Below are 12,543 nucleotides of genomic sequence, written 5' to 3' on the forward strand. Positions count from 1 at the left end.
ACTTACATAAAAGCCTATTCTATAAACTAAGCAAGAAATGAGAGGAGCTATTATTGATGAAATTTAAACTACCTTTCAAAAAGAAACAGCAAAAATCTGAAGAAACGAATGCAGTTAAAGAAAATGTCGTTAAAGAAAATGTAGAAGTGATTGCTCCTTCAGAAAACGATTTTACTCAGTTGATAAAAGATGCTACCAATAATCCTGCTGATCTAATCATTAAATCCATTCCTCCCAATCTAACCCTTATATACATAAATAATTTAGTAAATGATCAAACGTTAAACGAGCATATTATAACTAATCTACAAAATAATTTTTTTGAAACACCGGAAGCCATTTGGCCTGCCCTTTCGATACCAGAGGTTAATATTTCTAATGAGTTAGAAGAAACAATCGCTTCACTAGTAAATGGAAGTGTTCTTATCTATGTGAATGGTTATTCAAAAGTGGTCTTGGCCCCTATCCTTAAACGAGAATCGCGGAGTTTATCAACGCCTGAGAATGAATCACAAGTAATTGGAGCGCAGGTCGGGTTCAATGAAAGTCTTTCCACTAATATCTCTTTGGTTCGTCGCTATATTATAAGTCCCAATCTATGTAATGAAGAGTTGAAAGTTGGTAAGCGTACACACACTTCCCTCTCTCTTTTATACATGAAGGGTATTGCTTCTGATCAAATGGTTAATACACTTCGCCAAAGGATACAAGAAGTGGATGTGGATGCTTTACTAGATAGCGCCGTACTTCTGGAAATGATTGATGACAACACGCTTTCGCCTTTTCCACAAATGCTTTTAACGGAAAGACCAGACAGGTTTTGTGATGGTCTTTTAATGGTAAATTGGGAGTCATAGTCGAAGGTAGTTCTCTGGCAATAGTTTGTCCTATAGCTTTTGTGGAATTCTTTGAGAGTAGAGAAGATCAAAATTTACGATGGCAAGTAGCCACTTTTGCTCGCTTACTAAGATTTACTGCAATTTTTCTCTCTGTTTTTCTAACACCTATCTATGTAGGGGCGCTTACATTTCATTATGAAGTAATACCCCAGGCCCTCTTAGTTCCATTGAGCGAATCGAGGGCGTTAGTCCCTTTCCCACCTGTATTTGAAGCATTACTCCTTGAGTTAATCATAGAATTGCTGAGAGAGGCTGGGGCGAGACTACCTACAAAGATCGGTCAAACAATTGGTATAGTAGGGGGTATAGTTATTGGAACAGCAGCCGTACAAGCAGGAATCACGAGTAATATTTTACTTATTTTTGTTGCTTTAAGTGCACTAGCTTCCTTTACAACACCAAGTTATACGATGGGGAATGTCATCCGGCTAATACGTTTCCCTATCATTTTAATCGCTGGATTTTGGGGATTTTATGGAATAATGCTTGCTTTTTGTTTTCTACTCATCCATCTTTTACGTCAATCAAGCTTGGGAGCACCATATTTGTCTCCTTATTATCCACCAAGGTTGAAAGATATGCGGGATAGCATTATCAAATTTCCCTTGCCATTTATAGCGAAAAGAGCGTCTATCACAAGACCGGCTGACCAAGAGAAATTCGATCCTGAACCCGTAAAACCGGAAAAAAGCTGAACTGAAGGTGGAATAAATGAAGAGTTCAATACAAATTAACCCGAAAGATATGATTAATGCTTCTTTAGTTTTTTTTGTAGTTCATAGCGCTCAAGTCGGGGTTGGTATTCATGGGTTTCAGCGTGTTGTCTATCAAGATGCAGAAAAAGATGCCTGGATTTCTGTTCTTATTGCAGGTCTTGCCACTCATATCGTCGCTTTATGTATGATTAAAACATTAGAAATATACGGTTCCAATGATCTTTATGGAATCCATCAAGAAGTTTACGGAAAATGGATTGGAAATTTCTTTAATGTTATTTATATATTGTATTGTGGTATCGCATTTTTCTCCGTCTTGCGAAATTATATTGAAGTTATTCAGACATGGATTTTTCCCGGATTAGCTACGTGGTTTCTTTCTGCGACTTTAATAATAATTATTATATATGCATTTTCAGGAGGACTTCGGGTAATTGTTGGCGTTTCTTTTTTTAGTATTATGCTCGCTTTATGGATTATCCCAATGCTATTATTTCCTTTAAAATATGCATATATAGAGGCTCTTTACCCCATTTTAGAAGAGGATATAATTGCTATTTTAAAAGGCGCAAAATCGATGGCCTTTACGATTATTGGATTTGAAATAATTCAAATCATGTATCCTTTTGTAAAAGATAAAGAAAATGTGAAAAAGAATGTACATTTTAGCTTATTATTCACAACAATCCTTTATCTAATTGTAATGCTCGTCTCTCTCACATATTATAGCGAAGGAAAGTTAGAGAAAACGATTTGGGCAACATTAACTTTATTCAGCTTTATTAGTTTTCCTTTTATGGAACGATTTGAATTTGTCGCAATTTGTTTTTGGATGTTGATCATCCTACCGAATCTATGTCTTTATTTATGGGCTGCTTATCGCGGTGCACACAGAGTTATTAAAATTAGCGGAACAAAATTTGTTTGGATTTTTTCCCTGCTTGTATTTATAGCGACAATATTTGTCCAAAGTAGGTCCCAGATAAATATGATTAATACCCAATTTGGAAATATAGCTTTTTATATAATCTTTGTCTATCCTATAATTTTACTGCTCATAGTGATGCTGAAAAAGAAATTTACATCAAAGAAGGAGCAAAATAATGAGAAAGTTTAGGATCTATTTTATTCTTCTTGTTCTAGTCAGCATTTTAGTCGGTTGTACAGAGACAAATATATTGGATCGGGTAGGATTAACCACTTTAGTAGGCTATGATGTCGGGACAGAAGAAAAAATTTCCACAACTGCGGTTGTTAGAGAAATAAACCCTGAATTTCAAAGTAATGTTGAAGTGATTACAACGGAAAACGAAACAAGTAAAGGAAATAGAATGAAAGCCAATCGAAAGTTATCCAAAAAAATTACAGTCGGTCAGATGCGAGTCGTTTTGTTTGGCGAAGAAGTGGCAAAAGGTGACCTTCACTTTTACATAGACTCCCTCCTAGAAAATCCGTCTGTTAGTAATGGGCTGTATTTGGCAGTTGTAGAAGGAGAAACTTCCGAATTACTTCAACACGAATATAAAAATATAGATGATATTGGTCAACATATATATAGATTAATGGAACAAAATATTAAAAATGAACACATGATTTCTTCTACCTTGCATGAAATTGCACACGATTACTATATGAAGGGCAAGGATATTGCGATGCCTATTATAAATAGAGATGAAGAATTCGTCGAATTGACCGGTGTTGCCTTATTTCATGAGGGCAAAATGGTAAGCGCGTTTCCAGTGGAAGATAGCTTTTATCTAAAAATCATGAGAGATAATTTTAAGGCAGGCATATTTGAAACTATCTTACAAAAAGAGGATATACCTCCCGCTTTGATGAAAGATACGATTACCGAAATGCCAGTAGCGTTTGATGCAATTCGCTCAAAAAGAACATTGAAATTAGTGGATCCGGCTACCCCCGAGTTTGACGTACAGTTAAAAATTAAAGCAAGACTATTAGAGGTACATCCTGACATAAACACAGGAGATCCAAAAGTGATCGAAGCACTTGAAAGTGCGGTAAGTAAGAATTTATCAAAAGAGCTAACAAGGATTGTTGCTCAATCCCAAAGCGTTCAATCGGATATCTTTGGCTTTGGCGATAAATATAGAAGCTCGGTTAGAAACTCTGAGTTGACGAAAGATAAATGGCATGAAATGTATAAAAATATGAAGATAAATGTAAAGGTTAAGTTTGAAATACTTAGAGATGGTGTTTTTGAGTAAGCATATTACTCACCATTAAGATGTTGACCAATCATGACCGATAAAAAATGTTGAAAGAATATATTATAATTTAAATCAAAAGCAATTCGATGCGTTTTATTTTTGTTTGTTTTTTGCGTATTGGAATGATGATTCTCCACAATGCTTTGCCCTCTCGCAGGACTTCCAAGGTCAAGTACTATACTGATGGGATATGATTTAAAGGTGAACATTTCAGGGTGCATTACCGCCATTAATGTTACAACATCATGGACAGGTGCTCCTTGTAAAGAAGGATCACGTTCCTGATAAAAGTGAGTATAATATTCCATCAATGATTTAAGGATTTTAGTTTTCCCAAATTGGTTAACATAATCTACCATGCCAGGTGTAACAATCGCCTTTTGTGTTGCATTTAACGGAATAATCGTGACATTATTTGCGTAAGTTAGCACAATATTCACAGCAATTGGATCCCCATAAAAATTTGCTTCCGCAACGGTTGTTACATTTCCTGGTACACCAAAAGCTCCACCCATAATATAATACTCCTCTATATTATTCATCAATTCCCTATAGAGAATAAACATTGTTGCTAAAGAAGTAAGTCTCCCAATATTGATGATTACTAAATCATTTTTGTAAGTCTCTATAATTTTCACTATTTCCAAAAAGTTTTCGAGTTCAAATTCTTGATCATCGTTGGGAATGATAGGTCCTAATCCATGTTCTCCATGGATCTCAGGATAAAAAGCTGGCTGTTCCCCTGTTAATGGCACTTCGGCCCCGTGAATGATAGGGATAAAATTAGGATAGTCAAATACCTTTGTTAAGTAATGAATATTAGAAACTGCATCCTCTCTTGATACATTCCCATAATCGGCAACAATTCCTACAATCTCTACCTCTTTATTTAAGCTTGCATATATGAGCGCAACTGTATCATCAATGCCTATATCTCCAAATAATAATACCTTCTTTCCCAAGGAGATCCCTCGACTTTCTATTTTTCAAATTTATTTTAATATACTATGCGGTTGTAGTTTGTCTTTATTCTGTTTACTAACATGTATTTCATTTGCTGCTTAACGAAAATCATTTATTTATGTTTACATAATATAATTACAGTAATCTAATGTATCTTACTTCTCTGAATTTAAGGCGATTAAATTATCCGAAAACTCTTGCTTTACCCTTTTGCTAATGTAAAATATAAGAGAATGAAAAAATCCTCCAAACATTAGAAAAAGGAGTAAATGTATGTTAACGAAAAAAACAATTAGAAGATATAAATCAAACTTCAAAAAGAATGATGAAACACAATGATCACATCCAACTGAAGTTAAATTGGGAAATGCTTAGAAATCGTACATCCACTCAATTAGACTTTTTTCAATATGAAAATGATGAGCTGGTAGCCTTTTTGGGGTTATATCCGTTCGGTTCGACTATAGAAGTATGTGGTATGGTGAAGCCTAATGAACGGCGAAAGGGATATTTCTCTAAACTATTTCAACAAGGGATGGCGATAGCCAAACAACCTCCATACAATAAAATTTTATTAAATGCGCCAACAAGTTCTGCAGAAGCTAAGCTATTCTTAAAGACAATTGGAGCAAATTATGTATTCTCAGAGCATCAAATGAAGTGGAAAGAAAAATTTTTGGAAGAAGTTAATGGCTTTACCTTGCGGCTAGCAAATGAAAAGGATTTAGAAATGCGTGTTCAGTTGGATGTTGAAGCATTTGGTTTAACGAAAGAAGATGCACACGCGATGGAAAGCAGAATCAATGGAGATAGTGATAATGCGATGTACATGATTGATGTGAATGAAGAAACGATCGGAAAAATTCGAGTAAAAAAAGAAAATGGAGAAGCATGGATCTATGGTTTTGCCATTCTACCTACCCATCAAGGAAAAGGTATTGGCCGGAAAGTAATACAAAAAGTAGTGAAAGATCAGTCATCATCTGGTCACTCTGTACATCTTGAAGTAGAGACAACTAATGCAAATGCACTTAAGCTGTATGAATCGGTCGGTTTCATTGTCATACATGCCCAAGATTACTATAGTTATAATTGATTAATAATTTTTACCCTGCTGATAATCGTTTAGATTAACAAGCAGGGTTTTTCAGATAAATAATTTTACATTTCTTCTTTCCAATCCTTCATTAACATTCCATAAACTACATGGTCAACATAATGATCATACAACCACTCTGCTTGACGAATGCACCCTTCTTCTGTGAAACCTAGTCTTTCAGGGATTGCTCGACTTTTTTTGTTTTCGACGGCAGCACGAATTTCTACCCTGTTTAATTTTAAGTCGTTTAGTGCGTAATTGACAAAGGCTTTAACCGATTTAGTCATTAATCCTAAACCAACATACTCATCTCCAAGCCAGTAACCAATACTAGTTGATTTATTGCTCCAGTTAATTTGATGAAAACCGAGAACGCCAGCGAGCTTTCCATCATACCAAATACCTGCCTGCACTCCATTATTTTCACTAAATTGTTTCATCGTTGACTGGATAAAGTTTTGTGTATCAGCAACAGACTTGGTGAAATCGATGAATGGCAGCCATTCTCTCAAGCTGTCTTTTGAGCCAATCGTTAAATCGAACAAATGTTCAGCATCCCGTAATTCGAGCATTTTCAAGTATGTATTTTCATCTAATTTGTATGTAAACATAAAAAACCTCCTATTAGTTAACATAATAAAATTATGTTAACCTATTTGTTGGAACTTTGAAAAATAGCTAGAAACCTAGCGCTATCTAGCATTGGAAACCATTATCTGTGCAATACTAACGAGTCGATTAATAAATAGAACGAATGTTCCGTACTCCGTAAATTAAGCATTCTCTTGTTGTTCATTACCAGTAATCTAACTGCGGCTCCGGTATCTTTTCTATTAAGAAATTAAGAGATTAATCTAAAATAATTCGTTAAAAGACTACTCAGTGAAATAGCATCCAATATCGTTAAATTGTAACATTATTTTAAATATTAATATAGTTTATTTTTATTTAGTTAATATAATACTATTATTTTAACCTAATTGGTTAAATGGATTGTTTTCAATCACTTGTTGTATTTCTTTATCTTCCACATGTGTATAAATTTGTGTCGTGGAAACACTAGTATGGCCAAGTATATGCTGCAAGCTCCGGATATCCGCTCCATTTTTGTACATAATCGTCGCAGATGTATGTCTAAGCTTATGTGGGGTTAGTTTCTCTTTGTTCAAACCAGAATCTGCATTTATTTGTTTCACAATCTTAGCGACTGTTTGACGAGTTAACCTCGTCCCTTTTTGTGATAAAAATAAGGCTTCGTTGGTATTAGCCCCTTGTATGTATTTGCGTTCCTTTAACATATAAACTTCAAGCGATTGGATACACACATTGTTTAAGAAAACTGTTCGTTCCTTATCTCCCTTCCCTATTACATACAACACTCTATCCTGAATCGAATTTAGATTTAAGCTACATAGCTCCGAGACACGGAGTCCTAAGTTCAAAAAGAACATAATCATCGCGTAATTACGATAGTAATGATTACTTCTTTTAATGCCTTTTATAAAAATTTCCGCATCTTCTTGGTTCATATAAATTGGTTTTTTCTTCCCGATTTTAGGTGTTTCCAACTCGTCTGCAACATTTTCTTCTATTAATCTCCTTTTCCCTTTTAGATATTTGAAGAATGATTTAATCGTTGCAGCTTTTCGTGCTCTCGTGGCCGCACTATTTCCTCGCTGTACTTCACAGAATTCCAAAAATAAGTATATGTCTTCCAATGATATTTCACGTATAAAATCGATAGATATATCTTTTAAATCTATCTCCTCCATTTTGGAAGGATCTATGTCATTTTCCATCGCTTTTAGAAATCGCAAAAACAATGTGATATCGTATTCATACTCTTTACGTGTTCGTATAGATTTTCCTTTTATTGTCGTTAAATATACTAAAAAATCCTTTAATATTTTCGGCATTTGCTCCACCTCTCTACCTCCTATTTTATCACAAAATAAGGTTCCCAAATATGAATTTGGGAACCTTATTGGAATTTAAGTAGATTTTCATAAAAAAATTCCCTTCCCATCAATCTTACTAATAATAAATGGTATAAATTAGGGATGCTTCAAATTCGCTCTTAGAGGCGTTTATCTTTTTATTTGTGTGTAATTGTAGGTAAACGGCTTTAAAATTAACGTGTTGAAAGTAATTGAAGGACAAGGACGATTTATAGCTACTTTAAAAATGAAGACATTATATTCAATTCATTGGAACTCGCGGATAGGAACTTCGCTCATTTGAGCTACGATCCTTTCGTACTTACTGAGTAATATCTATTTTTATAGTGCCACTTCACTTAATTGAAATATCTATAAAATACTGAATACACAAAAAGACCGAACAGTACATCTACCGGTCTTTTTATGTATTCAGCCATTACTTTTTGAATTATGTGGCTATATCCATTAAATTATTTGATTCTTTTGTATCAATCATTCCACACCTGCATTAATAACTTGGCGGCCCTCAACTTGTTAGCTCCTCATCTGCAATTCTGGATTTTCGGTGCATATTTTAAATAGAAGGAACTCCTTCTTTGAGATACACTAATTCTCCTTTCAAAAAGGTTGCTTCGACAGATATTTTATCAATTTCATCAAGAGATACTTCTAATATATCTTTGTTTAACACAATAAAGTCTGCACGATAACCTTCTTTTAACTGGCCAACATTTGGGAGGCGAGTAATGTATTGAGCACCTCTTGTATAGAGTTCAATTGCAGTTTCGACATCAATTTTTTCCGTATCACCTGTATTCGTACCATCATAAGCAACACGTGTTACAGCAGATTTGATACCAACAAAAGGATTTACTGGATCTGCCCATGCAGTGGCGGGAGCATCTGAGGAAAACGCTACTGGAATACCCGAATTTAACATTGTTTTAACTGGATAGGTTGTTTTGGTTCGATCAGAACCTAAATTATTCAGATAACTTTCAATCTCTGCATATAAAAAAATAGGTTGCGGAACAAAAGCGATACCCATTTCTGCCGCACGATCAATAGCCTGCATTGTAGGCATAGCGGCGTGTTCGATACGAATGGACGGACCATCTTGAAGCCAAGCTTCTTTCCCATAAAATGTGTTCACGATTAAATCAATCGCCTGTTCGCCCATTGCATGGATCACCAATTGCACACCATGTTTTTTGGCATACTCAGCCGCTTCTAACAGTTCATTTTCTGAAGTAGTTGAAATACCGTAGTTATCTTCATCACCTAGAAATGGTGGACTGACCCAAGCTGTTCTTCCAGATACACTTCCATCTGCGAATAGTTTCACTCCACCAATATGAATAGGATTTTTCCGATCGGTGTTTTCTTCGTTTAAAATAGGATTCATTTTTAAATCATGCCACATATAATATAAAACAACATTTTGTGTTAAACCTTTATCTCTTGCTAGTGTATATATATCTACATAATCCATCGGTTTATGGCTAGCCATAAGATCTGTGATTGCAGTAATACCGTGTGCATATAAAGATTTTGTCAGCTCAGCAAGTCGAGAAGCATTCTCTTCTATGGAAAGCTGTGGCATTTTATTTAACAATATTAATCTAGCACTTTCTCGTAATATACCAGTTGGTTCACCATTCTTATCTCGGTCAATTTTTCCCCCAGCAGGGTCAGGTGTATCTTTACTAATACCAGCAATTGAAAGTGCTTTACTATTCACAGAAATGATATGCCCACATGTACGGGTAACGACAATTGGCTTGTCTTTAGAAACTTTATCTAAATCTTGTCGGTTTGGTGCCCGTCCCTCTTTCAGCTTACCTTCGTCATAACCCCAACCTTCAATCCATTCTTCCTCAATCATTGTTCTTAACTCACGGATCATGTCCTCTACGGAATAGACTAACGGAGGAGTACATGCAATTTGTTAAGAAAAATTAGCAAGTAATAGGGGATGCATATGTGCATCAATAATTCCCGGTAGCACTCGGCGCCCCTTTAAATCAATTACTACGTCTTCAAAGTCTTGTATTTCCTCTTGGTTACCTATCCATTCAATATTACCATTTTGAATAATCATCGCATTCGCATATTTTTTTTCAATATTAGATGTAAAAATTTTACCATTAATAAACATTACTTTTGTCATTTCCATGATGTAAGTCTCCTTTATTTTTCTAGTTAGATTATTCAACCTCTACAGAATGAAGTGTATCTGCAGGGTTATTTTTTGGACCAATAATTATATAAAGAATACTACCAACAATAAATCCGACAATTGCCGGTACTAACCAACTAAAACCATCTGAGCTTAAAGGTAGTTTTGCAATAATGTCAGTCAAAAAAGGAATCGTTAATCCTAATGAGGCTATAGTTTCAAATAGACTTACGATAAACGTTAATAAAATAGCTCCTTGGTAAGATCCTGGATTTGGAACGAAATGACGGAAAGTTCCTAAAATCACTAATACAATTGACACTGGATATAATGCTGTAAAGATTGGAATTGCATAAGTGACAATAGCTCCAACGCCAGCAGAACCTATTCCCATACCAACAATACAGACAACAGCAACCCATATACGATAGCTTAGTTTGTTTTTCGTTAAGTCATTCAAGAAATCAGCGATTACCGTAATTACTCCGATGGCGGAAGTTAAACACGCTAATGCAATTGCTACTGCTAGAGCAATAGAACCAAAATTCCCAAGTGATAATTCTATTAAGTTGGATACTAAAGCAGTGTCTTCAATACCAGCTTGGAAAAAACCACTACCTGAAGCTCCAAGAAATAATAACCCCCCATAAATAACTAATAACCCTAAACCAGCGATAAGCGTTCCGGTTATCGCCATCGTACGGGCTTGCCTTCCTTTATACCCAAAAGCAACTATTGCAGCTATAAAGATAGGTGCGCAAAAAATTCCAGTTACGACATCCCCAGTTTGATAAGCACTTATAAAAGCATTGGAGAAAGCATTATTTATTTCTGTAACAACTGGTACACCGATTGGATCAAAAATACCTTTTCCCACAATAAGCAAAAGTGCAATAACTAACACAGGTGTGAGAATTTTACCTATTTTATCTATAACATTAGATTTATCCATAGCAAAATAAAAACAAATGGCAAAAAACACAATAATCGTGACTAGAGAGGGAACCTTCGGAAACAGCTGGTGGACCCCTAACTCATGCGTTGTTGCAGACATACGTGGAATAGTCACGAACATTCCAATACCAACCATTAATAATAAATTAAACACTTTATAAAACCATGGACTAATCGGTCTAGTTAAATCTTCAAATTTTCCCCCTGCATTTAAAATGGCAACGACTGCTAAAAGTGGTAAAACAATTCCTGTGATACAAAATCCTATTAATGCGAACACCCATTCAGTACCGGAAACATTTCCAATTGACGGTGGGAATATTAAATTACCAGCACCAAAAAATATCGCAAATAATGCGAATCCCACTATCATGCTATGTTGAATAGACTTTTTCATTCCATTTCCCCTCTTCTCTTTCTAACCCCATTGAAAACCCTTACAAAATAATTGACTTTCTAAGCATCTAATTGTAGAAGTCAATGTTTTAATTTTCTAATAGTTGATTTTATCTTAATCAATAATGTCCAATAAAAAAAGGAGGTAAATTTTTCACCCCTTTGGTAAAAATATTTTTACCTCAATTCATATTTTTCCATTTTATATTTTAATAATTGTTTTGATATTCCTAATCTTCTAGCGGTTTCTGCAAGTTTTCCTCCAGTCTTACTTAGCTCTATCACAATAAGGCTTTTTTCATATTCCTCCACTTTATCCTTTAGGTTAAAGCTATCTTCGGAAATAGTTATTTTCTCCAATACACTGGAGTAGTTTCTTATTTTTGCTGGAATATCATATAAGTGTATCTCTTTTGAGTTAGCATTATTATACGCGGTTTCTATTGCATTCTTAAGTTCTCTTACATTGCCCGGCCAATTATATTGTTGAAAAGCCATTAATACTTGATCATCCAATTTTTCAATTTTGATTTGCATATGACGATTATAAAATTCGATAAAATAATGAGTAAGTGCAGTAATATCCTCCTTCCGGTCAGATAATGGTGGCAAATCTAATTGAAAGACACTTAATCGGTAATACAAATCTTCTCGTAATAGTTTTTCTCTCATTAATTTTTCAGGATTTTCGTTGGTAGCTGCTATTACACGTATATTCAAGTGAATATCCTGTTTTCCACCTACACGTCGGATTAGTTTGTCCTCAATTACTTTTAATAATTTTGCTTGGAGCTTAATATCTAAAGCACTAATTTCATCTAGAAAGATTGTTCCTCCGTTTGCTTGCTCTAAGATACCGAGTATATCAGGTGTGGAGGTTAATGGATCTTTCTCCGTTCCAAACAGTATATGTTCTATGTAAGTGGGAGGAATTTCACCACAATTTATCGGGATAAATGGTTGAGTATATCTTCTACTTAAATTATGAATGGACTGTGCAATAATTTCTTTTCCGGTTCCTGTTTCGCCATTTATCAGGATAGTCGAATCGGTACTAGAGACCTTGCGTACTTTATTCTTTATTTCTTCCATCACACTACTCTGTGAAATTAAATTGTCAATTGTATAAATGGTATTATTTTTTCTATACATTTTATGACTTGCAA

10 protein-coding genes and 1 pseudogene are annotated in these 12,543 nt (G+C 34.8%); 4 read left to right on the top strand and 7 right to left on the bottom strand.

What is annotated here, in order from left to right:
* Positions 1 to 56 precede the first annotated feature (56 nt).
* The 3 genes and pseudogenes from OR571_RS17860 (at position 57) to OR571_RS17870 (ending at position 3,843) form a co-directional block, all read left to right on the top strand.
* Positions 57 to 1,594: pseudogene (locus OR571_RS17860) on the top strand (spore germination protein).
* A 16-nt stretch (positions 1,595 to 1,610) separates the two neighbouring features.
* Positions 1,611 to 2,732, top strand: coding sequence for a GerAB/ArcD/ProY family transporter (locus OR571_RS17865; protein ID WP_282244746.1), 1,122 nt, complete (start codon positions 1,611 to 1,613; stop codon positions 2,730 to 2,732).
* The gene (locus OR571_RS17870) at positions 2,719 to 3,843 is read left to right on the top strand and encodes a Ger(x)C family spore germination protein (RefSeq protein WP_282244747.1); all 1,125 of its coding nucleotides are present in this window, start codon (positions 2,719 to 2,721) and stop codon (positions 3,841 to 3,843) included. The genes OR571_RS17865 and OR571_RS17870 overlap by 14 nt, the downstream gene beginning before the upstream one ends.
* 5 nt (positions 3,844 to 3,848) lie before the next feature.
* Here OR571_RS17870 and OR571_RS17875 read toward each other — a convergent pair whose 3' ends face one another.
* Positions 3,849 to 4,808: a nucleoside hydrolase gene (locus OR571_RS17875; protein WP_282244749.1), complete on the bottom strand. Its 960-nt coding sequence runs from the start codon at positions 4,806 to 4,808 to the stop codon at positions 3,849 to 3,851.
* 323 nt (positions 4,809 to 5,131) lie between these two features.
* On the opposite strand from OR571_RS17875, the gene OR571_RS17880 reads away from it, so the two are divergent.
* Complete coding sequence (locus OR571_RS17880) at positions 5,132 to 5,905, top strand: GNAT family N-acetyltransferase (RefSeq protein WP_282244751.1); 774 nt, start codon at positions 5,132 to 5,134, stop codon at positions 5,903 to 5,905.
* Between the two features lie 65 nt (positions 5,906 to 5,970).
* On the opposite strand, the gene OR571_RS17885 is transcribed toward OR571_RS17880, so the two are convergent.
* The 6 genes from OR571_RS17885 to OR571_RS17910 all read right to left on the bottom strand — a co-directional run bounded on the left by OR571_RS17885 (position 5,971) and on the right by OR571_RS17910 (position 12,529).
* On the bottom strand, positions 5,971 to 6,519 hold the full coding sequence (locus OR571_RS17885; protein WP_282244754.1) for a GNAT family N-acetyltransferase: 549 nt from the start codon (positions 6,517 to 6,519) through the stop codon (positions 5,971 to 5,973).
* A 360-nt stretch (positions 6,520 to 6,879) separates the two neighbouring features.
* Complete coding sequence (locus tag OR571_RS17890) at positions 6,880 to 7,824, bottom strand: tyrosine recombinase XerC (protein WP_282246277.1); 945 nt, start codon at positions 7,822 to 7,824, stop codon at positions 6,880 to 6,882.
* A gap of 598 nt (positions 7,825 to 8,422) precedes the next feature.
* Positions 8,423 to 9,754, bottom strand: coding sequence for an amidohydrolase (locus OR571_RS17895; protein WP_282244756.1), 1,332 nt, complete (start codon positions 9,752 to 9,754; stop codon positions 8,423 to 8,425).
* 42 nt (positions 9,755 to 9,796) lie between these two features.
* Positions 9,797 to 10,024, bottom strand: a complete 228-nt coding sequence (locus tag OR571_RS17900; RefSeq protein WP_282244758.1) for a hypothetical protein — start codon at positions 10,022 to 10,024, stop codon at positions 9,797 to 9,799.
* A 31-nt stretch (positions 10,025 to 10,055) separates the two neighbouring features.
* The gene (gene brnQ, locus OR571_RS17905; protein ID WP_282244760.1) at positions 10,056 to 11,378 is read right to left on the bottom strand and encodes a branched-chain amino acid transport system II carrier protein; all 1,323 of its coding nucleotides are present in this window, start codon (positions 11,376 to 11,378) and stop codon (positions 10,056 to 10,058) included.
* A gap of 176 nt (positions 11,379 to 11,554) precedes the next feature.
* Entirely contained in the window at positions 11,555 to 12,529 is a 975-nt protein-coding gene (locus OR571_RS17910; protein ID WP_282244761.1) for a sigma-54 interaction domain-containing protein, read from the bottom strand.
* Positions 12,530 to 12,543: the final 14 nt, after the last annotated feature.

The organism is Psychrobacillus sp. NEAU-3TGS (assembly GCF_029955155.1).
GTDB lineage: Bacteria > Bacillota > Bacilli > Bacillales_A > Planococcaceae > Psychrobacillus.

Excerpts from the sequence above, each read along its gene's own strand:
- OR571_RS17865 (WP_282244746.1), top strand. The coding sequence starts at position 1,611 with ATGAAGAGTTCAATACAAATTAACCCGAAAGATATGATTAATGCTTCT.
- OR571_RS17870 (WP_282244747.1), top strand. The coding sequence starts at position 2,719 with ATGAGAAAGTTTAGGATCTATTTTATTCTTCTTGTTCTAGTCAGCATT.
- OR571_RS17880 (WP_282244751.1), top strand. The coding sequence starts at position 5,132 with ATGATGAAACACAATGATCACATCCAACTGAAGTTAAATTGGGAAATG.
- OR571_RS17885 (WP_282244754.1), bottom strand. The coding sequence starts at position 6,519 with ATGTTTACATACAAATTAGATGAAAATACATACTTGAAAATGCTCGAA.
- OR571_RS17890 (WP_282246277.1), bottom strand. The coding sequence starts at position 7,824 with ATGCCGAAAATATTAAAGGATTTTTTAGTATATTTAACGACAATAAAA.
- OR571_RS17895 (WP_282244756.1), bottom strand. The coding sequence starts at position 9,754 with ATGATCCGTGAGTTAAGAACAATGATTGAGGAAGAATGGATTGAAGGT.
- OR571_RS17900 (WP_282244758.1), bottom strand. The coding sequence starts at position 10,024 with ATGGAAATGACAAAAGTAATGTTTATTAATGGTAAAATTTTTACATCT.
- brnQ (WP_282244760.1), bottom strand. The coding sequence starts at position 11,378 with ATGAAAAAGTCTATTCAACATAGCATGATAGTGGGATTCGCATTATTT.
- OR571_RS17910 (WP_282244761.1), bottom strand. The coding sequence starts at position 12,529 with ATGTATAGAAAAAATAATACCATTTATACAATTGACAATTTAATTTCA.